We start from the raw sequence: 25,355 nt of genomic DNA, 5'->3' as shown, positions 1-25,355 counted from the left end.
TTAACTACAGAGTGAAGGAATGCGATGCGCTGGCGTGACACTGACAGAAGCTCCAATATCGAAGACCGACGCGGCCAGCAAATGGCATCTGCGGGTGTGCCGAGTGCCTTGTTACTTAGGTTCTTGCCTTTTTTGCTGAGAACTAAACTTGGCCGCGTGGTGTTGCTCATCGGCGGCATTTATATTGCTTTTCAGTATTTTACCGGTGGTCTGTCACTCGACCCGAGCGCTCAATCTCATCTTAGCCAATCTCAATCTAGTTCAACAACAGCGGTACAGGATGAAAATGCCCAGTTTGTGGCGGCCATTTTAGGCACCACAGAAACCGTTTGGGGTCAGTTGCTCAAAGGGCAATATCGAGAGCCTAAGTTAGTGCTTTATCGCAATATGACCTCCACTGGCTGCGGTATGGGACAGGCGCAGTCTGGGCCTTTCTATTGCCCTGCCGATAGTAAGGTGTATATCGATCTTAGCTTTCTTGATGAGCTTAAAACCTTAGGCGCACCCGGTGATTTTGCCTTTGCCTATGTGATTGCCCACGAGGTAGGCCACCATGTGCAAAACCTGCTGGGCACTAGCACTAAGGTGCGCCAAGCCCAGCAATCTGGCAGTAAAGTGCAGGCGAATCAATTGAGTGTCGCGCTTGAATTGCAGGCTGATTGCTACGCAGGGATTTGGGGGCATTATGTCAATCAACAACTTAACTTACTTGAAGCGGGTGATTTAGCGGAAGGTATTGCCGCCGCCAGTGCTGTGGGTGACGATCGCTTGCAACAGATGGCGGGTCGCGCCGTACAGCCCGATGCTTTTACCCACGGCAGTTCGGCGCAGCGGGTGAAATGGTTTAAGACGGGGTTTGACTCGGGTAATCTCGCCAGTTGTAATACCTTTGCGGCGAAGTGATTTAGTCTGATATCTCAAATACGTACCAAACAGAAATGTAAGGATAACTGAGTGGCCTTTAACGATACCTTTAGATTGAGCAGCCACGCGGTTATCACTAATGCGCAGGGACAAGTGCTGTTGCTTAAGGCCAATTATGGTAATTTTGCTTGGGGTTTGCCCGGTGGCGCACTTGAGCCCGGTGAAACGATTCACGAGGCCTTGGTGCGCGAATGCCAAGAGGAATTAGGCTTAAGTGTGCAGGTTAACTATTTGAGCGGCGTGTATTATCACAGCGCCTATCAATCCCAAGCCTTTATTTTTCGTTGTGAACTGCTATTGCCTGATGGGCCTGATGTGGCAAAAAATGTGGCAGAAGACGAGTCTCTGCCAATCCACTTAAGCCACGAACATTCAGAGTTTGCCTTCCACGATATCGACACCCTTAGCGCAGTTCAGCAGCAAAGAATTAAAGATTGCCTCAATTTCAACGGAGTTGTGATGAGTGCAAAGTTTTAATGCTTTGCCAGTAAACCGCCGGCCGTTAATCGGCTTGGGTTTGCGCGAGTAAGGTTTCTAAGCAGTGTTCCTTGATACCGTAATAGGCTTTAATGTCAGCAATTTGCGCGAGGATTGCGGCGCTGTCTTTCTGATTATGTTGTGGCTTTTTAACGGCCAAAATCATCTTATTCTTATTGGTATGTTCTAGGCTGATAAATTCAAACACCTTAGTCGCATAACCATTGGCTTCCAAAAATAGCGCACGTAATGAATCTGTCACCATTTCAGCCTGTTGGCCCATGTGCACTCCATATTGCAGCATAGGTTTGAACAACTCTGGGCTGTGCATCTGCGGGCGAATTTGTTTATGGCAGCAAGGCGAACACATGATGATGTCGGCATTGGCGCGAATACCATAATGAATCGCATAGTCAGTGGCGATATCGCAGGCGTGCAGCGCGATCATCACATCGGTTTGTTTAGGCGCATGGGTTCTCACATCGCCGCAGACAAACGACAAGCCTTGATGATCCAGCGTAGCCGCTGTTTCATTACATAAATCGGCCAAGGCTTGGCGTAATTCCACCCCAGTCACCTGCGCATCATTATGTAGGCTGTGGCGCAGGTAGTCATGGATTGCAAAGGTGAGATAACCTTTACCTGAACCAAAATCGACCACATTGATCGGTTGGTCATTCTTGTGGGGTGAGGCTTCGAGTGCTTGGCTGAAAACTTCAATAAATTTATTGATTTGTTTCCATTTACGCGACATCGCAGGGATAAGATTATGTTGGCTGTCCGTCACACCTAGCTTGGTCAGGAAAGGCCGTTCGATATCCACAAAACGCTTTTTCTCACGGTCATGTTCTAACGGCGCCGCGACGGCTTGTTTAACATTATGTGTACTGATTTGGACTTTGCCTTTTTTGCTGATCTCAAGCTGAACTTCTGCCTGCGCCGTGGCTAAGTGGGCACTCTTAAAATCGTTACCGAGTAACAGTTTTATGCTAGCTAAGCCTTCGTCATAACTCAGGTTTTTAGTGATGTGATTCGTCTGGTGCTGATACACAAACGACAGCACAGGTTCATTCTGCAAACTGATCGGCCGGATCGTAATGCGCTGCAGGCTTTTATCTGCCCCTCGGTACTTACTCAACAATAGTTTGATCAGACTATTCTTCGCCAAGCTGTCAGCCAAAAGCTGGTAAAAATCATCAAAAGAATTAAGCGCTGAATGGGACATTATTGTTTCCGAAAAAGTAACCAAGAAAAACAGGGTGAGTATTCTAACCGCGATCCGCCGCTACCTAAAGTTATTCTCATCGAGAAGGGATTTGGGGCAGAGCTCCGCTGCTGATCTATCTATTCAGGTTGTAGTGATTAAGCATAGTCATTCCAGTGACATGCTCAATTGAAGATGTAGCTTGGTAGTGGGGGAATCTGATTCATTTTGTCTGATCCATAAGTTGAAATTCGCCATTCTGCGTTGGTTGTTTGCTAATGGAATTTTACCTAGACTTTGTTTGAGTTTTTTAATCAAAGTCAAAGTCGTGGGGCTTCACCCCACACCCGACCAAGGAGGACTGCTCGTCCTATCCTCCTTGGATGCTCCAAGACGCCCCTAACGGAGTTGAAAGCCCCTTGGGCATTAAGCGTTCTTATGCTATCGCGTCAGACGCTCGTCCCTGATTCGACTGACGCTATCTCGGCATCCATGCCTCGATCACGCAAAGAACGCAAATGCCCTGCGGCAACTCCGAGGGGATGGCGTAGTCCTTTGATTGTTGAGTTGTCTTTTGGCCACTTAAAGCATTAAAGAGTTGTGGATGTTCTGTTTCACCCGCAAAATTTAACAGTGGGTGTCTCGTTAAACTCTTTAATTACAAATTCTTCAGGCGCATCTGAAGTTCTAGTTTTAGACACAATATCATCGGCAGAGTCATGCTGCCCTTCAGACAATCGATCTAATTCAAGTTTTAACTTCTCATTTAAAAAGTCATGTTTCAATTCAAACTCAGTAAACACTTCGCTCCATGTAAATACATATATTTTGTATTTACCGGTAAAAGCTAACCCTGGTTCTCCGTGACTTTTATGGCTCTTAAGTTGATCAGCAATGTAATCTGTTGAATCAAATTTATTTCCAATTAAATAAAATTTCCACTCCATATTTGAAGCATTAAATTGAGGTTCGGATTTGATTATTTGGTAATAGTTATAAATTTGATCGAACTCTTTCTTACCAAGTCTAATATTCGTGGGGTGCTTTAGTTCTAAAACTACGTTCTCAATTTTATTTTGTCTTTTCCTTGCCTTACAAGGAATAAATCCATTTCTCTATTTTTATCTTTATGATCTATAGATTTCTTATCACCATCATTATTCAAAATGTCAGTAAATCTTCTTAAGGCTTCTTCAAACTTCGGTTCTGCCGCAGTAAGTAGTTGATACTCTTCACCTATTAACCAATAGTTTTTTTCCATCATCCTTTGTAAATGAGGCACTTCACCTGCATACATTTGAGGATCAAAAACAAGTTTTTTGAATTCCGCGACAGACTTATAACGATCGCTAATTAATTCAATAGTATTTACAATTGATGAAAGCTTGGTTGTCTGTAACTGTTTTGCGAACTTTTCTCTTTCAGGCGAAGTTAATTCAACAATATTTTCTAGTATCTTAAATAGGTCATCTATTTCACCACCATCTACGATAAAAGACATAAAGCTAACTAACGTTTTTTTCTGGGTCGTATTGAGATTTGAAAATATGCGCGGTTCAACTTGATATAACTGGCTCACCATCATTTTAATATCGTTAGCTCGCATCATCTCCCAACGATTTTTAGCGTTATATTTTGGGAAGATACCTTTGGCTTCATATTCTTCCACTAGAGACTTCGCATAATCTATTATGAAAGGTTTCCTTTTTTCTCTTAAAAAAGCATTTACTTTATGAATGAGATCTTTAAATTCAGGAGATTTGTCATTGTTCCAATTTAAAAGATCTGCTTGCCCCTCATTACTCTCACACTTAAATTGATCAAAATAAGAACTTAAAATGAGAACACTATGATAAAAATCATCACCTTTATTATTTAGCGTAGTAGGTTTTGAATATTTAAATTCTGATTGATTGCTGACGCAGTAATACCTAGAAAAATGGTGATTAAGCTTACTCTTCCATTGAATATACTTTACTTCAAATGAATGGCCATCAATATCAATGGTCATTCTATCTTCATCTTTAATCAAAGAACCTACATTGAGCGGTTCCCCATTTATAATTATCGAAAATCCTAGATCTCTTTTTAATTCTAAAAACCAAGCAAATTCTTTTTTTAAAAATTCAATAATAGTATTTTTAAAATAAAAATCTGAAATATCAAAAATGTTATTAAAACTTACAGTTGTACCAGTTTTATTATTTTCGCATCTTTCTTCTTCTGATGGGTCATATTGATCGATATGTGATTCGTCTGCAGTAATAGTATACTTAAAAAAACCATTACCTTTTTTATAGCAAGTTCTCCAAAGAGCCGTTTGTGCAAAGTGATAAAATGTAAGCCTGCCTAAACCATTTTTTCCATGAACTAATGTATGCTGAATTTCACTATCACGTTTCTCTGAAGAGAGAACGGGTTTAAATTTATTATGAACCTGACTTAGCGGCATTCCTTTACCATTATCAGAAATAGATAGCTCATAAATATCACCAACTTCAGTTGCAAGATAATCAATCTCTATTGTATTTGCGCCAGCATCAAAACCATTCCAGATATACTCCGCAATCAATTTATAAGATTTAATGCTTTTTAGCCTATTTTTAATTCCTTTGGCATTTACTTCTACTTTACTCATTTTAATCCTTTATCAATGTACTCATATCTGATGGAGAACTTAACTTCTTAGTATTTATGCGCTGCGCTGTTTATAGGGCATAAATCGCTTGTTGGACTTGGTCGCTGCCACATCCGTGTCAATTGGTGTAAATGATGCTATAGGAATTTGCTTTTTTGCGGTAGCGGTTTTTTATACAGTTTGATGGGTAATCACTTGATATCGTTTTAGCTTTATCATCCTTTGCTGGTTGGCAGAGATACGCAAAGGTTAATAGGATTAAGCATTGTCATGGAAGTGACCGTTGACGGCATGGATGCCGTCGTCGAGCCTATAGGGATATATTCACGGCGAGTCACTGGAATGACAGTGTTTAATCCTTATTGAAGGTGATGAAGAACCTTGCTTTGCATCTAAAAGGTTTAATAAGCCATCTATTCCTAAATTTCCATTATCTAGCAAAGTGTCAGGCAGCCAAGCTACTCATATCTGCGTAAGCGAGATTAGGCATTGCGGCACTCTTGCAAGCCAGTGCAATGCAAGATACAGCAACATATCATTCGTCTTGTGGATCAAACGCGCAGGCGGGTTTTCTTCTGTTATAATGCCCCCTCGATTTTTTGGAGGCGAGAATGGACGTATCTTCTTTACTAGACGGCCTGAATGATAAGCAGCGCGAGGCTGTCGCGGCACCGCAATCTAGCATGTTAGTGTTGGCGGGCGCGGGCAGTGGTAAAACTCGGGTGTTGACCCACCGCATTGCGTGGCTGATGCAGGTTGAACAGCAGAGTCCTTACTCGATTCTTGCGGTGACGTTTACCAATAAAGCTGCGGCTGAGATGCGCGAGCGAGTTGAAAAAGTCGCTGGCACCAATATGGGCCGCATGTGGATTGGCACGTTCCACGGCTTGGCGCATCGTTTGTTACGCACTCACTTCCAAGATGCGGGTTTACCGCAAAGCTTCCAAATCCTCGATTCAGACGATCAAGTACGCTTGATCAAACGTATTCTAAAAAGCCTGAATTTGGATGAGAAACAATATCCTCCACGCCAAGCTCAGGGTTATATCAATGGTAAAAAAGACCAAGGATTACGCCCTAAACATATCGATGCGGGCGGTTTTCCGCTTGAGCAAAATCTGTTAAAAATCTATCAGGTTTACCAAGAGTCCTGTGACCGCGCGGGTTTAGTCGATTTTGCCGAAATCCTATTACGTGCCCATGAGTTATGGCTCAATAAGCCGCACTTGTTGGCCCATTATCAAGACAGATTTAAGCATATTTTGGTGGACGAGTTCCAAGATACCAACGCGATCCAATATGCGTGGATCCGCGTGCTTGCCGGTCAAACTGCCAATGTGATGATAGTCGGTGATGACGACCAATCGATTTACGGCTGGCGCGGCGCTCAGGTTGAGAACCTACATAGATTCTTAAAAGATTTTCCGACGGCGACCACGATTCGCCTCGAGCAAAACTATCGCTCGAAGGGCAATATTCTTAAAGCGTCCAACGCCTTGATCGCCAACAACCCAGAGCGTATGGGCAAAGAGTTGTGGACGGATGAAGCCGATGGTGAGCCTATTTCGCTCTATTGCGCCTTTAATGAAATGGACGAGGCGCGTTTTATTGTCGGTCGAATTAATGATTGGCACGAAAAGGGCGGCAACCTCAGTGATTGTGCGATTTTATATCGTTCTAACGCTCAATCGCGGGTATTGGAAGAAGCCTTATTACACAAAGGCTTAGCCTATCGCATCTACGGCGGTTTACGCTTCTTCGAACGCCAAGAAATTAAAGATGCCATGGGTTACCTGCGGCTGATTAATAACAAAGACGACGATGCGGCGTTTGAGCGTGTAGTTAACACGCCGCCCCGTGGCATTGGCGATCGTACTTTAGATATTTTGCGCTCCACCGCGCGCCAGCATGAGTTAACCCTGTGGCAGGCGAGTGTGCGTTTACTCGACGAGAAAGTGCTCGCGGGCCGCGCAGCAAATTCTGTGCGTGGTTTCATGGACTTAATCATGACACTGCGTGAAGACACCCAAGATATGGTGCTGTATCGCATGGCCGATACAGTGATCCAAGCTTCGGGCCTTAAGGCCATGTATGAAGCCGAAAAGGGCGAAAAAGCCCACGCTAGAATCGAAAACTTAGAAGAACTCGTCACTGCGGCGCGTACTTTCGAAATACCAGAAGAGCTGGAGGACATGGGCGAACTTAACGGTTTCCTATCCCACGCGGCGCTCGAAGCGGGCGAGGGCCAAGCCGATGCCTTTACCGATGCGGTGCAGCTAATGACGCTGCATTCTGCCAAAGGGTTAGAGTTCACTATGGTGTTTATGGCGGGTGTCGAAGAAGGGATTTTCCCGAGTAAAATGGCGCTCGAAGAGGGCGATAGGCTCGATGAAGAACGCCGTCTCTGCTATGTGGGCATGACCCGCGCCATGGAAAAACTCTACATAACCTATGCCGAATCGCGGCGCATTTATGGCCGCGAAGATTACGCTCGGCCGTCGCGTTTTATCAAAGAGATCCCGCCGCAATATGTGGATGAAATCCGTCTTAAGGCGCAGGTTTCAACGCCGATGGCGAATAATCGTTTCAGTGCCCCAAAATCGGCTGCCACAAACGATACGGGTTTTAACGTCGGCCAACGAGTCAATCACCCTAAATTTGGTGAAGGTAAAGTGACCAACTTTGAGGGCAGCGGTGCCCAAGGGCGAGTTCAAGTGAGCTTTACTGACTTTGGCAGCAAGTGGTTAGTGGTGGCTTACGCTCGGTTAGAGGCGCTTTAATACCAGCCCTGAACGCGATGAATGTCAGCTTTTTATGACACGCTTTCAGGGCGTAAATTCGCATCGGGAGAAGCATGGGTATATGATGCTAATCCTGAAACCGAGTGGAAACTTGAGGGTATTGGGAGTACCTAGTTAATGAATTTAAAGCAGAAGTGGGATGTGTATTCCCGTCTTACTCGAATCGACCGTCCCATAGGTACGCTATTGTTGATGTGGCCATGCTTGATGGCGCTGATGTTAGCGGCGGGTGGTATGCCCGATCTTAAGGTATTGATCATCTTTATTATTGGCGTGGTAATCATGCGTGCCTGTGGCTGCATTATTAACGACTATGCCGATCGTGACCTCGACTCTTTTGTGGAACGCACTAAATCTCGGCCGCTGGCCAGTGGCGAAATCAGCACGAAAGAAGCCTTGATACTGTTCGTCGTTTTAGGTTTATCTGCTTTTGGTTTAGTCTTATTACTCAATGGATTAGTGGTTAAATTATCCGTTGTTGGTATTATCCTCACGATCATTTATCCCTTCACTAAACGCATCACCAATATGCCGCAGATGTTTCTAGGCGTGGTGTGGAGTTGGTCTATCCCTATGGCTTACGCCGCGCAGACGGGTGAAGTACCTATCGAGGCTTGGTGGTTATTTGCGGCCAATTGGTTTTGGACTGTCGCCTACGATACCATGTATGCCATGGTCGATAGGGATGATGATTTAAAGGTGGGCATTAAATCCACTGCAATTTTGTTCGGTAAATATGACCGCCAAATCATAGGTTTATTTCAGCTTGCTGCGCTGGCTTGTTTTATCGCCGCCGGTTGGAGCGCCGATCGTGGTTTACTCTATGGCCTAGGTTTACTGACTTTTGTCGGTTTTAGTACTTACCAGCAAATGTTGATCTTTGACCGCGAACGAGCCCCTTGTTTTAAAGCCTTCCTCAATAACAATTGGGCAGGACTCGCATTATTTGTTGGGCTGGGCGCCGATTATTTAGTTTAGTGAGCATCATTTTTGTTGTGGAAGATCCTGATGGATCATCCACTGATTCTGTGGCGCTAATATTTGTTCTAAATCAATCTGGTGGATGTTGTCTTGGGAGATGACCTTGATAACTGGGCTCACTCTGTGGGGATAAGGCGCACCTTCGAGTGCGCGCACCGCCAGATCGATGGCAATCCGAGCCTGCAATACTGGTGAGTCGCTGACAGTCGCGAGTAACTGTTTTTTCTGCACTAATTCTATGGTCTGTGCATTTGAGTAGAATGCGATGACTTTTCCCGTTTTATTCCTACGCCCGTCTAAATAGCGCGCCGCGAAAGTGGCGGCAACTGCATTGGCGATCACATAATCTACACTTTGTTTAGTAAGCACTTTTCGCACTAAATCAGCTTGAATAAATAACTCCGTAGTGCCAAACCCTCCTTCAATTGTGTCGAACTCTTGTTTGGCTGCCGCCCGCCTAAATCCTTGTTCTGCTGCCATAACCCAAGAGGCGTCCTTAGGCCCTGGAAACCAAGCAACTTTAAGTTTCGTAGGCGCTTTATCGACAGGGTCTCGTTGCTGCGATGCAATATACTCAATCGCCGCCGCAGACATATCTTCAAAGCTGACTAAGGAGCGACTCGTGAGTTTGTCGGTCGCGATACCATTCACTAAATCAATAACAGGAATGCCCACAGCAGAGAGTTGTTCGATATCCGCAATCAGTCCGTCAGCCGTATTTGCAGCAATAATATAGGCTTGAGCTTTGAGGGCTTGGCAATCATAGAGTTGTTGTTTTTGTTGCTCAATATTGTCATATCCTCCAGCATCATAAATGCCGAGAGTTACACCTTGGCGCTCGGCTTCCTGCGATAACCCAAAGGCGACGCCCCACCAATATTGGTCTTTACCATGGGGAAGTAAGGCGCAGATCCGCCATGCTTTATTGGCTTGAGTAAGTGGTGTGTATGCCGTTTTTTTGCCATCAGCAATCACATCGGCGGGATACCAAGTTGCCTGCACTGCAAAGGCGAAACTATAGAGGATTAAGGTGAGGCAAATCCTGAGGGAGTGAGCGAAGAATGCAGTAAAGTGCATAGGATCATCATGTTAAGTTAACAATAGATTAAGCATAGATGAATGATCCATAGTTGCTAAGTCGATGCTAAATAAAGCTGATTTATTCTTAGTAACCAGTGCCATGAAGTGTTATGGCACTTTTATGATGGGCTGCAGAGTGGTTGAAATTGTAGGGTCGTCTTACATTAGCAGGCTTTACGCTTTGACTTGTTCACTGAATGCTTAAGTTTACATTTCACGCTTAAGGCTTAATTGCCACAGCTGGTTTTTGCCATAGTGCTTAGTCTATAGTCATTGGCTTATAGTGGTTTTTTAGGATCAATTTCATGCTTAGGTAACAAGGAATCGTTATGTTTATTCCGTCAGGATTTGCACGGGTTAGCCCGTATATGATGATCGCTGATGCCGATAGTTTAGTGGTTTTTTTACAGCAAGCCTTTGATGCTAAAGCGCTACATATTTCCCGTCGGGCTGATGGCAAAATAGCTAATGCACAGATGCAAATCGGCGACTGTTTATTTATGTTGAGTGAGGCGAGTGAAGCTTTTCCGCCTATGCCCGCATCCTATTATTTATATGTGGAAAATGCCGATAAAATGGTGGCTCAGGCACTCGCCTCTGCGGGTGAATTAGTGATGGAAGTGGCGAATATGCCCTATGGCGATCGCCAAGGTGGAGTGCGGGATCCCGTGGGCAATCTGTGGTGGATCTCCCAGCGTTTAGCCGCGGGGCCATATCAGGATTGAGCATCAAGTGATAACAAGTCAAAGGAGGTGATGTATGCCGTGCCAGTTAACCCGATTATTTGGAATCGAATTACCGATTATTCAAGCGCCGATGGCGGGTGTTCAGGGCTGTGCCTTAGCGATAGCCGTGTCGCAAGCGGGGGCGTTGGGATCTTTGCCCTGCGCCATGTTATCCCTCGAAGCCTTAGATACCGCTTTGACACATATTCGCACCCAGACGACTAAGCCCATCAATGTAAACTTCTTTTGTCATCACGAACCTGAACCGCAAGCAGCGAAACAAGCCGCATGGCTTAATCAACTCGCGCCTTATTTTTCTGAGTTGGGTGTCAATCCTGATAGCCAAACCGTGGGGGCGCAACGCGCGCCATATACCAGCACCCAGGCTGCAGTGTTAGCTAAATTTAAACCTGAGGTGGTGAGTTTTCATTTTGGCTTACCGAATGAAGATTTGTTGCTGGAGATAAAGTCTTGGGGTTCAAAAATCATTTCGACAGCGACAACTGTAGAAGAAGCCCTATGGCTTGAAGCGCGTGGTGCGGATGCCATTATTGCGCAGGGTTTAGAGGCCGGAGGTCACAGGGGGCATTTTTTATCCGATGATTTAACCGAGCAATTAGGCACTTTTAGTCTATTGCCGCAAATCATTGCCGCCGTTGATATTCCTGTGATTGCAGCGGGTGGCATAGTCGATGCAAAGACAGTGCGCGCCGCTATGGCGATGGGCGCTTCGGCGGTGCAAGTGGGGACGGCATACTTACTCTGCCCCGAATGCACCACCAGTGATATTCACCGCGCCGCCCTGCAAAGTGAGGCGGCGCAACACACGGCACTGACTAACTTATTCACTGGTCGACCCGCCCGTGGAATTATGAATCGTTTTATGGCAGAGCTTGGCCCCATCAATAATGCAGCACCGGATTTTCCGCTCGCCTCAAGTGCCGTCGTAGTATTGCGAAGCGCCGCTGAACAACAAGGATTTGGTGATTTTAGCCCACTTTGGTGCGGCCAAAATGCAACAGGTTGTCAGGTTATTCCCGCCGCAGAGCTGACGAGGCAATTGGCGTTAGGTTTGATGGTCTAATGCTCAGTTTGAGCGTTTTTAAGCCAGCATTGTATTCATGGTTTTATCCATTATGTTATTGATAAGCCAAGCTACTTTTTTGGTTTTTCACTATCGCATAGGCTTGGCTAGATCAACTGACAAGGATGTTAAATGCTAAAAATTCGACTAAGACGCCCAGCTAAATATCGAATTTATTTTCTCATTTTGATGATTATTGTGTATTGGCTTGGGTTTAATTTACTGCCAGAACAGTTAACGCAAACAAGTGAGCAGTTGTCCTTGGCACTCGTCAGTGCGCTATATTTTGTGTTGTTACCTCTGCTCTATTGGTATTGGATTATCAAAATTGGTGCGCAAAAAAACTGGAGAATATTGGTTATTCTAAGTTTGAGCAGCCTCATGGCTCGCCTTAGCTACCCTCCTCAAATAGCAGAGTATTTCGAGTTTGTCGCTTGGCTGCGTTTCCCTATTATTGCGATATTGTTGCTCATCGAATTGTACTTGATGGTGAGTATTATTAAGGGATTGTGGCAGGCGAGGAAGGCTTCAGGCGATCCAAGATTAGCGATCATTGCTCAGTATGCTGAAACAGTGGAGCAAGAGAAGGGGGATGAGGCGAATGAACTTAGAACACTTAACATTAAGGGTGCAGCAAACACTGATTTTCCAAAGAATCAAATGCTTGACGATAAAAAGCTGACCTTAGGTTTAATACTCGCCACTGAACCCGCGAGCTGGTATTACGCTATTCCTTATTTTTCTCGTCGCCACCCTTTATCCATCACTCAGCTTAAGTTGCTCAGTGCCCAGCCTTGGCATGTATTAGTCATCATAATATGTTTAATAGCGGCTTCGATAGTGAGTTACACACTAGTCGATAATGTGAGTCATATTGCTGCCGTATTCGTTTCTGGTTTGATCTTGTATTCAGTGGTATTAATTGCTGCCAATTACCGTATCAGTCGTTATTACTCCCTGTATCAAAGGGAAGGTAAGCTCATTATCAATAATGGTCTCTGGGGTTTTATGTCGATCGATTTAACCCAGATAAGTGAACTGAAATTGGGAACATTTTGGGCTCATGTACAGCCACAGCAAATGTGGGGTAAATCGGTAGGTGATTCAACTGCAATCAATGCCCCAGAAATCTTGACGATAGGCCGCGGTGATACCGCGAATGTGCAGCTGATTTTTAAGCGGCCCCAAACTTATTATGGCGGCATGGGACAATTGCCTGAGCCGTTAAGCGTGGTTAACATCGTTGTGGATGATCCCCAAGTATTCGCCGACGCACTTGGCTATATCCATAACTTGCAGAAAGCATCTTAGACTGGATTCATCATGATGGTATTGTATTTCAAAATTTTGATTTATATTGATATTAGATGATGTTATTCACTTAAATATCTGAATTGAACACTTTGGATATCAAATAATGTATGGGTAAAAGTCGCGATATTTTTGGCATTGTTATGCTCATCAAGGCTTACATTTAATATGGCTAAATTAGCGGCTTGTTAGTTTATACTCGTCGTTTAAAGGTTGGTTGTTGGTGAGACTGCCGCTTCTTTTAAATTATGTTTTTCTGTACAAATGGCTGCAAATCACTCGCCCCATAGTCGTGGGTGCGAGTGTTCTATAGATTTAAGGAAAGCAATATGTTGTTACGTAAAATCATTGTTATGTGCCTTGCCGTTATGAGTTTTGCTACGTTTGCGGGCAATAAAGCCTATCAAGATATCGCACTTAAAACCTATCCAGATCAGCAGCAAGTGACTTTAGCCAGTGTTGCGGGTGACAAGCCGATATACCTAAAGTTTTGGGCAACCTGGTGCCAACCTTGTATGGAGCAAATGCCGCATTTTGAAGCCCTGCAGAAGAAATATCAGGACAAGATTAATATCGTCGCGGTGAACATCAATATTAATGAAGAGCAACCTAAGATTGCTGACGTTATCGCGCGTTTCGGGCTCACTATGCCCGTGTGGTTGGATAATGAAGGCGAGCTGGGTGTGGCTTTAGGTTTGGTCGGTACACCCTATAGTGTATTAATCAATCGTGCTGGTGATGTGGTTTACACTAGCCATGAGTCTGATGCCAATTTAGATAAATTTATCGATATGTTGGCGAATGGCCAAGAGTTGACTGCACAGATAACGGAGGCACCCAGTGCTGAACAAACAGCTAAGTTACTGAAACCTTGGGAACAAGGTGAGCATTTACTTTTTTTCACCGCAACATGGTGTGATTGGTATTTGGCTGATAGCCGCCCAGAAATGTCTAAAGAGTGTATTGCCGTTCAAAAAGGTTTAAATAATCTCGCGCAAAAAGTGCCTAATAAATCGTGGCACGGTGTGGTCAATCACTTGTGGACAGACAATAAAGCGCTCGAAGATTTTAAGCAGCTTTATCAAACTCAAGTCGATTTTAGTATCGATGAATTAGGTGTGTTATTTAATCATTTTAAAATCCGCAATATTCCTACTTTACTGTGGGTTAAGGATGGTAAAGTTATTCAGCGTATTACCGATTTTAGCCAGCCAGAGAAAGTAGTTGAGCAGCTTTCGGCTCAATAAGCTCATTCCAAATGTTAGGCCTTTGATAGATATCCAAAGGCTTTTTGTCTTCAAAGATTGAATAGATACACAGCTCAATATTCGGTGTTAAAGTCATTGCCCATGGGAAGCACTGCGCAATAAACTGATTCGTAGAACGAGTTGGTTAAGCGTTAACCTTGTTTGGTGTAATGCAGAGTGTTTTCCATTTTATCGTTGAATTTTATTGTGGGGGGTTTTAGCACTATGACGCCGATTTTCAGTAATGCCGCTATTGGTCGTAGTTTGTTGGTTTTGCTCTTGTGTGCTGGCGTATTCTTTTTTATCGATTTTTTAGTGCCCGCCTTAGCTGCATTGATTGTGTGTTTTTCAAGTTGGCCTCTCTATCAAAAACTATTGGCAAAATGCGGTGGTCGCTCGGCGTTGGCGGCAACCATTGCCCTATGTTGTATTGTGCTCGGGCTGATTATCCCGCTGGTGTTTGTATTTTCCTATGCGTTACAAGAGATTAGAACTTGGGTTGATTGGTTGGTGTTTACTAACCAACATGGTTCGCCCGTGCCCTTGTGGATCAAAGACTTGCCTTGGATGGGCGAATGGTTAACCCTGCAATGGCAGCAGTTTATTGGTGAACCCCATGAATTAGGCCAAATTATCAGTGCCATTAGTGGCCAGAATTTGAGTGGCATTTCCCGTTGGGTGCTGCAATTGGGTTGGAATACTTTAGGGTTGTTATTGACCTTACTTTTTATGCTGATCACTTTGTTTTTCCTCTATAAAGATGGTCCGCAAGTGGCTAAACAGTTGGATATCGTGGGTGAGCGAGTGCTGCCTGCTCGCTGGCATAGTTTTTCCCGTGTGGTGCCTGCAACAGTCAGTTCTACCGTGATAGGTATGACGCTTATCGCAATTGGTGAGGGTATAGTGCTGGGGATTGCCTATTGGATTGCGGGAGTACCTTCGGCCGTGGCTTTTGGGGTGTTAACCGCCTTTATGGCCTTGGTTCCCGGGGGGGCGCCAACCATGTTTACCTTGATTTCACTCTATCTTGTCGGCACAGGCGATATGACGGCGGGTGTCGGTTTGTTTCTTTGGGGCAGCATAGAGTTGTTTATTGTTGATAAAACCCTGCGGCCCAATCTTGTCGGTGGGCCGATTAAATTGCCTTTCTTACCGACTTTTTTCGGTTTGATCGGCGGCGTAAAAACCATGGGTTTTGTCGGTTTGTTTGTTGGTCCAGTATTGATGGCCCTACTGGTGGCCATTTGGCGTGAGTGGTTAAGGGAAGAGCCCGAAACGATACCATTGGATAAACAGGCGGATAGATAGTCGCTAAAGCATCATTTCTCTAAGGTATTTTTGCGCTCATCGGTGTAAAACCACCAAGGTTTAGCATCTTCACCTGCCATAAAACGGGTGATGGAGATAAACACATCGAGCATACAGGGGTCGTGTCTCTGGCCCGTTTTGTCGCACAGCGTTTGATACAGCTCGTAGGGGTTTCTATCTAACAGCTGCTCAGGCTTATCTATGCCAAGCAAACGTAAATCCGCCGCACAGGCTTTGCCAATATTGGGTAAATCAGTCAATTGCTTAACCTCGGCACGCATGACTTTTGCTGGATTCATACGGATTGCCTCGTTAAAACACACGCTGAAAAGTCATTACTGCTGGATAATCGCTTAGGCGAGATAATTGCCTTGGCGAAATAAGAGCCTGCAAATAACAGGCTCTTAAAAAAAGCTATAAAATCTAGGCTTTAACCAGTGTAGTCAGATCCGCTGGGCGGTAGTAAACCGATTTTAGTACCTTGCCTTGGCGAACCACTTTACCTGCCATTTCCACATCTTTAGCACATTTGGCTATGATGAAATCACCTTGCTGACTACCGACAATTTCAACACCTTGCTTGGCATAGAAGGCAATGGTCTCGGCCAGTTCTTGCTCGTTACGGCACACTTTACTCATATTGCTCGAGTGGACTTCATCCCAGCAGCGAATAAAGTCGATTTCACGGTTTTGAGCCACGCAAAGCAACAAGTCAATCAGGTAACTGATTTCGAGTCTGTCCGTCATTGCTTGCGCGCCTAAGTGCACTAGACGGCCCATTAACACGTATACAGAATCGACTATGGCATCGGCCTGTTCGATACGGCTATCGGCTTCAGCAAGTTCAGTTAACTCCTCAATAATCAGTGAAGTATGTAAGGTGTCGGCCTTGTCATCTAAAGAATCAACATCATTAACGGGCAAGTCGAAGGTGCTACGAAACTCACTGATATCACGATATAAGTGGTCATAAATAGGTTGAGTTAAGCGGGTGAGTTTCATCTGATTTGCCTTGAAATAAAGAGTTTGGCGGCAATTTTAAAGAAATGCGTCGCAGAATACAAAGATGGGGTAGAGATAAAAATACCCGCAGCCAAATAGGCGGCAGCGGGTTTCGGTAAATTTTGGCGGATGACCGAATGGAGAAATATATTGTGAGTCTGTGTTACTTGGTGATTATTGGCCGTATTTTGCAATCAGTTGATCAAGATAAGGGCCAACGTCTTTATCAGCCCAATCGAGATATCCCCGCACAAAACCGACAAGATTACCTTTAGCATCAAAAATATAACTGGCGGGTACGACATTCGCGGGAATAATTTGTTCTATGTTTTGCTCTGGGTCAAGCCAAGTGGCGTAGCCGCTAAAGCCATGTTGGTTAAGAAAAGGGCGTACATCTTTAGATTCTTCATCGATAGAGATTGGAATGATGGCGATATTCTTCCCTTGATACTGCTGCTTAAGTTTTTGGAGTTCTGGAATTTCCCTTAAACAGGGGGCGCACCAGGTTGCCCAAAGATTAACTAAAACCAATTTTCCTTGGTGCTGTTTTAGGGTTTGGGTTTGTCCTGATTCATCAATAAAGGGAACTTCTGGTACGCCGCGTGCGTGCTGCATTTCTATAAAACCAGTCATCACAAGGGGCTTAGGGAGGGGCTCTCCCGTACTGTAGAGTTTATTGTCTAGTGAGTGGGCTGAGCTGCTATTAGAAAACAGACCCAAACACACGAGTAGAACAAAGGGAAAATAGTGTAATTTCATCTGGTTATCCTTTACTTTTAAATAGTCGTTTGTGTTTTTCTACGGGTTACCAATGCGAGACACAACCCAACACCAAGCACTAATAACTGCAGTGGCCCAAACCAAAGTGCGAAGGTGGAGGCTTTAAATTCAGGTTGATAACGGATTTTTTGACCATAGCGTTGCACCATAAAATCGATAATCTCATCTTGGCTTTGCCCCTGTTCCAGCATCGAGAATATTTGTGCTTTGAGCTCGTGGGCGATTGGCGCCTGTGATTCAAATAGGCTCTGATTCGTCGCCATAGGGCAACGCAGCACTTTACTGATATCTATTGCCTGTTGCTGGTAGGAAAGGCTTGATATGGGCTGAGCTTGCGCGACGGATAAGCATGGGATCCCTATCCCACATAAGGTGATAGGGAGCAGTAAGACTAAAAAGCGCAATATTGGATTCATTAGGCAAGTGTCTCCTGTGGTTTGTGATGGGATAGGTTAACTAAGGTTGTTAAATCAGCTTGGTAGCTAAAATGGCGAGTAGGCCAAGCGGCAATCGCCCCACCTAGCATCATTAATAGCGCACCAAGCCAGATCCAACTCGCAAGGGGTTTATAGCTGATGCGGATAAGGTATTCGCTGTCACTTAATTGCAGCCCCATAGACACATAAATATCCCGCCATAATCCATGATCGATACCCGCGTGGGACATTTCCATCCCATTGCTTTTAAAGGTTTGGCGTTGCGGCCTAACGTAACCGAGGATCACTTCATCATTCGCGGCATCGCGGATACAGATATTGGCCTGAATGGCGGTAAAGCTGTTGGTTTCAACATTCTCAGTGCTTTCATACACTAAGATATAACTCGCCAAAGGCTTACCTTGACCAGGCCCCATTCGCAGTAGGGCTTCCTGTTCAAAAAAAGAGACGGATGTTGCACCAATAATAGTGATAGCCACCCCAAAGTGGGCGAATAGCATGGCTATAAACCCTTGTTTTGATGATTTAACGGGAGGATTTAAGCCGTGCTCATTGCGGTTTTGAGTTAATTGACGGGCATATACTCGTCTACCCAATCCCGAGGCTACCAATATCGTGAGCAATAAACACACCAGCAACCAAAGTGCTGCGGCAGTGCCAAGGAGTAAAAATAAGCTATTGCCCGAGGCGGCCTGTAAGCTTACCCAGCCAGCGACGGCTAATATCACTAGGCTAGGAATGAGCAAGGAAGCGATACGAGTCTTTGAGGCATTTTGCCATTGCGCTATTTGCCATTGCACTAAGGGCGCAATGCCCATTAACAGGACAAGCAAGAAAGTGAGGGGGACAAATATAGCGTTGAAATAAGGGGCCCCCACTGAAAGTGTACCTAAATCGAGTAGCTCATAGATCAAAGGGTAAAATGTACCGAGTAATACGGAAAACCCTGCTACGACTAAGATAACGATCCCGAGCAGTAACAGCGTTTCCTTACTGAAAAGCGCGAAAGTCACATCCTGTTTTAAATGGTGGGCTTTGAGTGCAAAAATGAGTAACGCAGCCCCAACAAAAATCACTAATAAGCAGAGGATTGACATGCCACGGGTCGGATCGGCGGCAAAGGCATGTACCGATTGCACTATGCCGGAGCGCACCAAAAAGCTGCCGAGTAAACTGAGTGAAAATGCCAATAAGCACAGCAGTAAAGTCGTGAGTTTAAAGCCATGAGTATGTTGAGTGAGAATGAGGGAATGCACTAATGCTGTTGCCACAAGCCAAGGAATAAAGGAGGCGTTTTCTACCGGATCCCAAAACCACCAGCCACCCCAACCCAGTTCGTTATAGGCCCACCAAGATCCAAAGGCATTGCCGCCCGTTAGAAACACCCAGGCTAATAATACCCAAGGTCGTAAATAGTTAATTTGACGGGTATTAAAGCCACCACCGAGCAGTGATGCTAACGCTGCGGCAAAGCAAACAGTGAGGCCAACATAACCAAGAAAGAGCATGGGTGGATGCAGTATGAGTCCTATGTCTTGCAAAATAGGGTTAAGATCTCGCCCTTCAATCGGAATGTTAGGTAATAAACGGGCAAAGGGATTAGAGGTAAAGAGTAAAAATAGGTTAAAACCTAGGATCACTAACGCCAAAATGGCCAACAGCCTCGCAAAATACAGGGCGTCTTGGTATTTATCGCTGGCCTTATCCTGAGTGCAATCCGCCATCTTTATGCGATAACTAATGATCGCGCCCCAAAGGGCAATCGCAAATATCCAAAACAGCATTGACCCTTCGTGGCTGCCCCAAACGGCGGCCACTTTGTAACCCAATGCTAATTGGCTATTCGAGTGGTTTGCGACATAAGCAACAGAAAAATCATCAGTGACAAAGCCATAAATTAAGCAAAGAAGTGAAACAAATACCGAGGTAAATATAGCTCTAAAGAGTGTCGGGCTTAATCCTACCAGATAGGCATTATTCTGCTTAATACCGATTAAAGGTAGTGCTGCAGAAAATAATGCCAATACGCTACTGATGATCAGTAATATATGTCCAATTTCTGGAAGCATAGTTGTCATTTATTATGCCTTAGAATAATGTGGTCGCGGTAATATAGTGTTTACAGTTGGCTATTTTACCCGTGTGATTTTTACATGCTGATTTTTATTAAGTTCGCTCAGAACTTTGAGTTATTTTCTTGTGATTTTAAATTTACATATAAGACATTATTGGGAAAAGTCAGTTTAATCACAAGCTTTAATCACTGTTGATTTTAAGATTAGTCGAGTTTTGTATTTAATAATGTGATCTTATCCGTTATTAAATCATTCCTTTTTACGCTTGATGTTTTTTGAAAAGTAAAATGAATTTTTAGTTTTCTTTATAACTGAAATGTGCTTTTTAACTTCTAAAAAACAAATGACATTAATTTTGTAAGTTATTGTATTTTATTTGTTTTAGTTGATTTTATTCATCTTGATTTATCAGCGGGAATTTAGTGTGCTCTAGCTCTGATTTTTAATGGTTTTTTGCCTCCACCATGCTGTAACTGGTCAATTGTTTGTGTCGTTCAGTGAGCAATTAGGTTCAGTGGAAAATATAAAACTAATGATAATTAGGAGTGAATGATGAAACGATGGAAATCCAAAATAGCACTCAGCGTGCTGTTTTGTTTAGGTACTATCGTCAGTGTGGCCGGAATAGCATCCGATGCTAAACCGGGCGAGGTAAAGCCTGGCTATGGTAATAAACAACAGAGTGCGGAAGCTCAGGGAATTATGGCTAATCCCGATCTAACACTAGAATCCCGTGGTGTAAGAACACTGCAGGATTATATTGTTCAGGAAAAAGAGTTGTTTGATTTTCTTTTTGAAAATCATCCGGTATTTAAATATGCCGAGCAAGGTCGTTTAAAAGGAACCTATAAGGTCAGTGACCGTGGTGAAGAATACTTACACGGTGGTGATAGCCAAAAATATAGCCAACATCAAGAGGGCAATCGCCCTATGGCATTGCAATATCGCCTCGGTGCCAAGTCGATTTTGGATTTCCCAAATAAGTTTGTTGGTCCTGAAAAATGTGGTGAGTGCCACGGTCCACAATATGAAAAGTGGAAACGTTCACGCCATTCAAAAACCTTACGCTTTCCGGGGAGTCATCCCGAAGTCGATAACGATTTAAACAAAACCATGTATGGCACTAAGGATACTTCTATCCTGCCAGACGGCATTACCCCTGATGCAATTTATGCGACTGTGGGAACACCAAGAACCAAATACGGCTTTATCGACAGCTACTTAGTACGCGGTACTTTCCATGTGAAAGACGGTTTACTCAAAGATGGTACTGGCACTATGGTCGCCGGTGGTAACCAATTCTCCCGTGGTTGGGCTGAATGGTTAACCCCTGAAATGGCAAAGAAAATTCAGAAAGTTATTCCTGAATTTCCAACTAAAATGGAAGATTTTGGCGCGAGTGGTTCACACCAATGGGGTATGAGCTCCTATGGTGCTAAATACGAGAAGGAATTCTTATTCCAACCTGCGAGTTCCTATTGTGAAATGTGCCACACCTTTAAGTTTGATTTTAAAACTAAAGATGAGTTTTTTGCAGCCCTTGGTAATCCTAAAGAGCTCCAAAAACATACAGTGTCACTCGGTATTACCTGTGAAGAGTGTCATGGCGCAGGTGGTCATTTAGACGGCGGTATCGGTGGTGGTATGCCTTCTAACTGTGAGCGTTGTCACCAGCGTTTTAACTTCGTAGAAGAACTTGCGCAAACCCCACAGGGTAAAGAAAAACTGGAATATGCCTTTAACGTGAAGATGAAATCTTCGTGCCCATCTTGTGGTACAGAAGGTTCGCAAATGTTTGCCTCGTCTCACTACGATAAGGGTATGCGTTGTTCTACCTGTCATGATCCACACGAAGTGACTGATGGTGATTGGAAATCGGGTATTACTAAACCAAAACTCATCAAAGAATGTACCGATTGCCATACGGCACAGGCTGAAATTGCGAGTAATACCAAGACCCACAGTAAACAAACTTGTCAAAGCTGTCATATGCCAAACATGGGTAGTTGTGAAAACTTCACCGCGATCCAGTTCCCTGATATGGCCGGTTTCGACAACGTTCGTAAGTCGCACATGTGGAAAATCGATGTCGATCCATTGCGTAAGACGCTTAACCCACCTGAAGGTAAGTCTCGCGACTCATCCACTAAGGGCTGGACTGTGGCGAAGGACGAAAATGGCCATAACTACCTCGATCTCATGTGGACCTGTGCTCGTACTTCCGCTTCTGATCACGATGTAGTTGATAACAAAGGCTGCCATAGCCAATTCCAATCTAAGTTGGGTGAGGGTCTGCACTTTAAAGATCAACAGCAAATCTACGGCAAAGTTCAGAAGTGGCAAAAACCAGTGAAAGAAACCTACGCCAAAGTAGAAAAAGCCCTTATTAGCATCGATAAGTCGCCCAATATGGCGAAGTTATCGGTAGAAGATAAGACGCAAGTGCTGTTGTTGACCGATAAAGCTCAAGATGTCCTCAAGCTTATTAAAGCCGATGGTTCATGGGGTGTTCATGGTGCGCGTTACTCACAAAAACGCTTAGATGCCGCCTTGACCTATGTGACCCAAGCCCAAGCCATTATTGATGGTAATGCGCTGAGTGCGAAGAAAATATAATTTAACTTGAGTCCTAGTTATCCCCGACACCTTTGGGTGTCGGGGAATATGAGAGCCTAATTATGCATAACATGCTTCGTCAAAGTGTAAGCCGAATATTGATGGTGTTGGCCTTAGGCGTGACTGCTATGCCAGTCATCGCCGGTGGTGGCTCAGAAATGTCTGAAGTGCCCTATAACGAAATCCAATTAAATCCCATTTCGATGATGGAAGCGGAAACCTTAGTCGGCAAGCAAGGCGTTTATTTTTTCGACGTAAATACACTGGAGATATGGGCAGAAGGTTTTATCCCCGGAGCAGTTTTTTTCAATGTTCAGAATTGGAGAGAGTTACTTCCAAAGAATAAAGATGCAGTCATGGTGTTTTACTGCGCTAACCGCCTTTGCACCAGCAGCAATATGGCGGCGAGAGAAACCATGAAGCTAGGTTACACAGGTGTGCGTCATATGGCCGATGGTATTTATGGCTGGCGTATGTCGGGTCGAGTAACAGAAAAACCTTAGTAACACACAGGACCGATGTTTTATCGGTTTGGTTTGCAGGGCCAAAAGGCGAAACCCACAGGGTTAACATTGTAGAGAACATAAAATGAAAACACGTATGCCAACTTCTTTTATCCCCAAAAGCATCACAGTGGCGACCTGCGCCGCATTATTTGTTTCGGTAGCCAGTTTTGCCGGCACAAGTCTGAAAACCGATGCAGATAAAACCTCTTACAGCATTGGTGCTTCTATTGGTAATTACATTTCTGGTCAAGTCTACAACCAAGTTGAATTGGGTTCAGAGGTGAATGTCGACTTAGTCGTGCAAGGTTTTGTGGATGCGCTTAAAGATAAACAGCAATTAACCGACGAAGAAGTGCTGACCTACCTGAACCAAAGAGCAGAACAACTCAATGCCGCAAGAACTGTCGTTGCTGAAAAACAAATGGCAGAAACTAAAAAGGCAAGTGCGGCATATCTTGCTGAAAATCAAAAAAAGTCTGGCGTTAAAGTTACCGCCTCTGGTCTTCAATACGAAGTCTTAACCCAAGGTAAAGGTCATAAACCCAATCCAGAAGATGTGGTCACAGTGGAATATGTTGGCACTCTTATCGATGGGACTGAGTTTGAAAATACGGTTGGACGTAAAGAGCCCACTCGGTTTGCATTAATGTCGGTGATCCCCGCTTGGGAAGAGGGATTAAAGTTGATGCCTGTGGGGTCTAAATACCGTTTTGTGGTACCTGCAAGCCTTGCCTATGGCACTGAAGCCGTAGGTATTATCCCTCCAGAGTCAGCACTTATCTTTGAAATTGAACTGAAAAATATTGAGAAACCCAGCGAAATGAAAGAGATGAAAAATAAAAAGATGATGCCTGCACACGGTTAATCTGGCTCCTAAAACGAGTTGTTTGGAGAGTGAAATGGAGACTGGAATGGTGAGCTTAGGACTAGGCATTGGCATCAGTTTACTGTTGTTTGTTGCTTACATTTATTGGCAGCACATGCGTCTAAACCTAGTCATGGGAATCGCACAGTTGCCAAACATGTCGAGCAAAGTGCCCTTTGCGATGGGAATCGTTCTAGTGCTGCTGACCCTTGCTATCTACAGTCAAACAGGCCGTTTTAGGGATTGGGATCAAGGTCGGCTTGATGAAAATATTGATTATTTAGTCGCGGCCGAGATCACCAAAGCCAGTCGTTGGGCTCAGAGTGAGCCGCAAAACACCTTGGCACTTATGTCATTAGCTCAGGCTTACAATGCGGGAGGTTTGTACTCAGATGCGGTGCTGACCTTAGATAAATTACTCGAAATAGGGGGAGATGATGCCGAAGTGTTAGGGGCAAAAGCTAACGCGCTTTATTACCGTGAGCTTCGGCAAATGACACTTGAAACCCAAGGGGTGATTGCCAAAGCATTAGCACTTTCTCCCTTTGAGCCTCAAACCCATATGTTACTCGCGGCAGATGCTTACTTGCATGCTCGTAACCAAGAGGCCATTGACCATTGGCAGCTTTTGCTCAAACACAATGGGGACAGTATCAACCGTGAAGCAATCAATAATGCGATTGCAAAAGCACAAAGCAAAATGAATGAAAGATGAAACCCGTTCTATCAACCCTCGCCGTAAAGATCTGTCCCTGCAAGGAATCTGGCGAGGCGTTGATATTTTAATAAAAGGATAAATAGGATGAAGAAATACTATGCATTGTTGCTGTTAGTGCCCTTGCTATTTGGCTGTAATAAAAGCGAGGCCACAGACCATGTTCATAAAGCCGAGATGATCCACGAGCATGACCGTTGTCATTTATGCGGCATGGTGATCACTAAATATCCCGGACCTAAAGGGCAAGTGCACCTCAAGGCTGAGAAATCGGTACCTAAGTTTTGTTCTAGCCGCGATATGTTCAACTTTGCATTGCAGCCTGAAAACAAAAGACAAATTGATTACATGATGGTGCATGACGCGGGCACGACCGATTGGGATCAGCCTGACGATGGCGCCTTTATTGATGCTCAAAGTGCCTTCTATGTTTACGGTACGACTAAGAAAGCTGTGATGGGACCTGCCGTTGCCCCTTTTAGTACCAAAGCTGCCGCCGAAGCCTTTGCTAAGGAATACGGTGGCCGAGTGCTGAGATTTGATGACATCACCCTAGAACTGCTCGCGGGTGATAAATAA

General features: G+C 44.4%; 23 protein-coding genes. 14 read left to right on the top strand and 9 right to left on the bottom strand.

From position 1 onward, the window contains the following. The first annotated feature begins 24 nt into the window (after positions 1-24). Both L5M71_RS05565 and L5M71_RS05560 read left to right on the top strand, forming a co-directional pair. Positions 25-903, top strand: a complete 879-nt coding sequence (locus tag L5M71_RS05565) for a neutral zinc metallopeptidase (protein ID WP_263206559.1) — start codon at positions 25-27, stop codon at positions 901-903. 51 nt (positions 904-954) lie between these two features. After that, the gene (locus tag L5M71_RS05560) at positions 955-1,401 is read left to right on the top strand and encodes an NUDIX hydrolase (protein ID WP_263171875.1); all 447 of its coding nucleotides are present in this window, start codon (positions 955-957) and stop codon (positions 1,399-1,401) included. 25 nt (positions 1,402-1,426) lie between these two features. Here the strand turns inward: L5M71_RS05560 and L5M71_RS05555 are convergent, their stop codons facing one another. The 3 genes from L5M71_RS05555 to L5M71_RS05545 form a co-directional block, all read right to left on the bottom strand. Beyond that, complete coding sequence (locus tag L5M71_RS05555) at positions 1,427-2,626, bottom strand: class I SAM-dependent methyltransferase (protein WP_198572004.1); 1,200 nt, start codon at positions 2,624-2,626, stop codon at positions 1,427-1,429. 593 nt (positions 2,627-3,219) lie between these two features. Further along, the gene (locus L5M71_RS05550; RefSeq protein ID WP_263206557.1) at positions 3,220-3,552 is read right to left on the bottom strand and encodes a hypothetical protein; all 333 of its coding nucleotides are present in this window, start codon (positions 3,550-3,552) and stop codon (positions 3,220-3,222) included. Positions 3,553-3,662: 110 nt separating this feature from the next. Further along, complete coding sequence (locus L5M71_RS05545) at positions 3,663-5,243, bottom strand: ATP-binding protein (protein ID WP_263206555.1); 1,581 nt, start codon at positions 5,241-5,243, stop codon at positions 3,663-3,665. A 611-nt stretch (positions 5,244-5,854) separates the two neighbouring features. Here L5M71_RS05545 and uvrD point away from each other — a divergent pair. Then, positions 5,855-8,023 (top strand): DNA helicase II, encoded by a 2,169-nt coding sequence (gene uvrD / locus L5M71_RS05540; protein WP_263206552.1) that lies wholly within the window; start codon positions 5,855-5,857, stop codon positions 8,021-8,023. Between the two features lie 138 nt (positions 8,024-8,161). Continuing rightward, the gene (gene ubiA / locus L5M71_RS05535) at positions 8,162-9,022 is read left to right on the top strand and encodes a 4-hydroxybenzoate octaprenyltransferase (protein WP_168827752.1); all 861 of its coding nucleotides are present in this window, start codon (positions 8,162-8,164) and stop codon (positions 9,020-9,022) included. A gap of 6 nt (positions 9,023-9,028) precedes the next feature. On the opposite strand, the gene torT is transcribed toward ubiA, so the two are convergent. Next, positions 9,029-10,102 (bottom strand): TMAO reductase system periplasmic protein TorT, encoded by a 1,074-nt coding sequence (gene torT, locus L5M71_RS05530; RefSeq protein ID WP_263206550.1) that lies wholly within the window; start codon positions 10,100-10,102, stop codon positions 9,029-9,031. A 332-nt stretch (positions 10,103-10,434) separates the two neighbouring features. On the opposite strand from torT, the gene L5M71_RS05525 reads away from it, so the two are divergent. The 5 genes from L5M71_RS05525 to L5M71_RS05505 all read left to right on the top strand — a co-directional run bounded on the left by L5M71_RS05525 (position 10,435) and on the right by L5M71_RS05505 (position 15,780). After that, positions 10,435-10,830: a VOC family protein gene (locus L5M71_RS05525; protein WP_263206548.1), complete on the top strand. Its 396-nt coding sequence runs from the start codon at positions 10,435-10,437 to the stop codon at positions 10,828-10,830. A gap of 34 nt (positions 10,831-10,864) precedes the next feature. Then, positions 10,865-11,914, top strand: coding sequence for an NAD(P)H-dependent flavin oxidoreductase (locus L5M71_RS05520; protein ID WP_263206546.1), 1,050 nt, complete (start codon positions 10,865-10,867; stop codon positions 11,912-11,914). 132 nt (positions 11,915-12,046) lie between these two features. Continuing rightward, a complete protein-coding gene (locus L5M71_RS05515; protein ID WP_263206544.1) occupies positions 12,047-13,225 on the top strand; it encodes a hypothetical protein in 1,179 nt (392 codons plus the stop codon). Between the two features lie 329 nt (positions 13,226-13,554). After that, positions 13,555-14,472 carry a TlpA family protein disulfide reductase gene (locus L5M71_RS05510; RefSeq protein WP_263195895.1) on the top strand — a complete coding sequence of 306 codons (918 nt, stop codon included), beginning with the start codon at positions 13,555-13,557 and terminating at the stop codon, positions 14,470-14,472. A gap of 225 nt (positions 14,473-14,697) precedes the next feature. Next, positions 14,698-15,780, top strand: coding sequence for an AI-2E family transporter (locus L5M71_RS05505; protein WP_113939224.1), 1,083 nt, complete (start codon positions 14,698-14,700; stop codon positions 15,778-15,780). Positions 15,781-15,791: 11 nt separating this feature from the next. Here the strand turns inward: L5M71_RS05505 and L5M71_RS05500 are convergent, their stop codons facing one another. From L5M71_RS05500 to L5M71_RS05480, 5 genes are all read right to left on the bottom strand, one after another. Further along, positions 15,792-16,079, bottom strand: a complete 288-nt coding sequence (locus L5M71_RS05500; RefSeq protein ID WP_263206542.1) for a helix-hairpin-helix domain-containing protein — start codon at positions 16,077-16,079, stop codon at positions 15,792-15,794. Positions 16,080-16,203: 124 nt separating this feature from the next. Further along, positions 16,204-16,782, bottom strand: a complete 579-nt coding sequence (locus tag L5M71_RS05495; protein ID WP_212599593.1) for a nucleoside triphosphate pyrophosphohydrolase family protein — start codon at positions 16,780-16,782, stop codon at positions 16,204-16,206. Between the two features lie 174 nt (positions 16,783-16,956). Further along, entirely contained in the window at positions 16,957-17,541 is a 585-nt protein-coding gene (locus L5M71_RS05490) for a TlpA family protein disulfide reductase (protein ID WP_105250354.1), read from the bottom strand. A 17-nt stretch (positions 17,542-17,558) separates the two neighbouring features. Continuing rightward, positions 17,559-17,978: a cytochrome c-type biogenesis protein CcmH gene (locus tag L5M71_RS05485; protein WP_263206539.1), complete on the bottom strand. Its 420-nt coding sequence runs from the start codon at positions 17,976-17,978 to the stop codon at positions 17,559-17,561. After that, positions 17,978-20,077, bottom strand: a complete 2,100-nt coding sequence (locus tag L5M71_RS05480; protein ID WP_263206537.1) for a heme lyase CcmF/NrfE family subunit — start codon at positions 20,075-20,077, stop codon at positions 17,978-17,980. The genes L5M71_RS05485 and L5M71_RS05480 overlap by 1 nt, the downstream gene beginning before the upstream one ends. 549 nt (positions 20,078-20,626) lie before the next feature. Between L5M71_RS05480 and sirA the strand changes: the two genes are divergently transcribed. The 5 genes from sirA to L5M71_RS05455 all read left to right on the top strand — a co-directional run bounded on the left by sirA (position 20,627) and on the right by L5M71_RS05455 (position 25,355). Next, positions 20,627-22,690 carry a dissimilatory sulfite reductase SirA gene (gene sirA, locus L5M71_RS05475; protein WP_105250351.1) on the top strand — a complete coding sequence of 688 codons (2,064 nt, stop codon included), beginning with the start codon at positions 20,627-20,629 and terminating at the stop codon, positions 22,688-22,690. A 62-nt stretch (positions 22,691-22,752) separates the two neighbouring features. Beyond that, entirely contained in the window at positions 22,753-23,193 is a 441-nt protein-coding gene (locus L5M71_RS05470; RefSeq protein WP_028761786.1) for a rhodanese-like domain-containing protein, read from the top strand. Positions 23,194-23,278: 85 nt separating this feature from the next. After that, entirely contained in the window at positions 23,279-24,061 is a 783-nt protein-coding gene (locus L5M71_RS05465; protein ID WP_105250349.1) for an FKBP-type peptidyl-prolyl cis-trans isomerase, read from the top strand. Between the two features lie 34 nt (positions 24,062-24,095). Further along, positions 24,096-24,776, top strand: a complete 681-nt coding sequence (locus L5M71_RS05460) for a tetratricopeptide repeat protein (RefSeq protein ID WP_263206535.1) — start codon at positions 24,096-24,098, stop codon at positions 24,774-24,776. Positions 24,777-24,863: 87 nt separating this feature from the next. Continuing rightward, positions 24,864-25,355 carry a nitrous oxide reductase accessory protein NosL gene (locus L5M71_RS05455; RefSeq protein ID WP_263206533.1) on the top strand — a complete coding sequence of 164 codons (492 nt, stop codon included), beginning with the start codon at positions 24,864-24,866 and terminating at the stop codon, positions 25,353-25,355.

It is taken from the genome of Shewanella sp. SW1 (assembly GCF_025653545.1).
Classification (GTDB): domain Bacteria; phylum Pseudomonadota; class Gammaproteobacteria; order Enterobacterales; family Shewanellaceae; genus Shewanella; species Shewanella oncorhynchi.
Note: the sequence above shows the minus strand (reverse complement) of the source record. Positions and strands in the feature narration are given on the sequence as shown.

What these genes read in the sequence shown, in the direction of transcription:
- L5M71_RS05565 (WP_263206559.1), top strand. Translation starts at nt 25, where the DNA reads ATGCGCTGGCGTGACACTGACAGAAGCTCCAATATCGAAGACCGACGC.
- L5M71_RS05555 (WP_198572004.1), bottom strand. Translation starts at nt 2,626, where the DNA reads ATGTCCCATTCAGCGCTTAATTCTTTTGATGATTTTTACCAGCTTTTG.
- L5M71_RS05550 (WP_263206557.1), bottom strand. Translation starts at nt 3,552, where the DNA reads ATGGAGTGGAAATTTTATTTAATTGGAAATAAATTTGATTCAACAGAT.
- L5M71_RS05545 (WP_263206555.1), bottom strand. Translation starts at nt 5,243, where the DNA reads ATGAGTAAAGTAGAAGTAAATGCCAAAGGAATTAAAAATAGGCTAAAA.
- uvrD (WP_263206552.1), top strand. Translation starts at nt 5,855, where the DNA reads ATGGACGTATCTTCTTTACTAGACGGCCTGAATGATAAGCAGCGCGAG.
- ubiA (WP_168827752.1), top strand. Translation starts at nt 8,162, where the DNA reads ATGAATTTAAAGCAGAAGTGGGATGTGTATTCCCGTCTTACTCGAATC.
- torT (WP_263206550.1), bottom strand. Translation starts at nt 10,102, where the DNA reads ATGCACTTTACTGCATTCTTCGCTCACTCCCTCAGGATTTGCCTCACC.
- L5M71_RS05525 (WP_263206548.1), top strand. Translation starts at nt 10,435, where the DNA reads ATGTTTATTCCGTCAGGATTTGCACGGGTTAGCCCGTATATGATGATC.
- L5M71_RS05520 (WP_263206546.1), top strand. Translation starts at nt 10,865, where the DNA reads ATGCCGTGCCAGTTAACCCGATTATTTGGAATCGAATTACCGATTATT.
- L5M71_RS05515 (WP_263206544.1), top strand. Translation starts at nt 12,047, where the DNA reads ATGCTAAAAATTCGACTAAGACGCCCAGCTAAATATCGAATTTATTTT.
- L5M71_RS05510 (WP_263195895.1), top strand. Translation starts at nt 13,555, where the DNA reads ATGTTGTTACGTAAAATCATTGTTATGTGCCTTGCCGTTATGAGTTTT.
- L5M71_RS05505 (WP_113939224.1), top strand. Translation starts at nt 14,698, where the DNA reads ATGACGCCGATTTTCAGTAATGCCGCTATTGGTCGTAGTTTGTTGGTT.
- L5M71_RS05500 (WP_263206542.1), bottom strand. Translation starts at nt 16,079, where the DNA reads ATGAATCCAGCAAAAGTCATGCGTGCCGAGGTTAAGCAATTGACTGAT.
- L5M71_RS05495 (WP_212599593.1), bottom strand. Translation starts at nt 16,782, where the DNA reads ATGAAACTCACCCGCTTAACTCAACCTATTTATGACCACTTATATCGT.
- L5M71_RS05490 (WP_105250354.1), bottom strand. Translation starts at nt 17,541, where the DNA reads ATGAAATTACACTATTTTCCCTTTGTTCTACTCGTGTGTTTGGGTCTG.
- L5M71_RS05485 (WP_263206539.1), bottom strand. Translation starts at nt 17,978, where the DNA reads ATGAATCCAATATTGCGCTTTTTAGTCTTACTGCTCCCTATCACCTTA.
- L5M71_RS05480 (WP_263206537.1), bottom strand. Translation starts at nt 20,077, where the DNA reads ATGACAACTATGCTTCCAGAAATTGGACATATATTACTGATCATCAGT.
- sirA (WP_105250351.1), top strand. Translation starts at nt 20,627, where the DNA reads ATGAAACGATGGAAATCCAAAATAGCACTCAGCGTGCTGTTTTGTTTA.
- L5M71_RS05470 (WP_028761786.1), top strand. Translation starts at nt 22,753, where the DNA reads ATGCATAACATGCTTCGTCAAAGTGTAAGCCGAATATTGATGGTGTTG.
- L5M71_RS05465 (WP_105250349.1), top strand. Translation starts at nt 23,279, where the DNA reads ATGAAAACACGTATGCCAACTTCTTTTATCCCCAAAAGCATCACAGTG.
- L5M71_RS05460 (WP_263206535.1), top strand. Translation starts at nt 24,096, where the DNA reads ATGGAGACTGGAATGGTGAGCTTAGGACTAGGCATTGGCATCAGTTTA.
- L5M71_RS05455 (WP_263206533.1), top strand. Translation starts at nt 24,864, where the DNA reads ATGAAGAAATACTATGCATTGTTGCTGTTAGTGCCCTTGCTATTTGGC.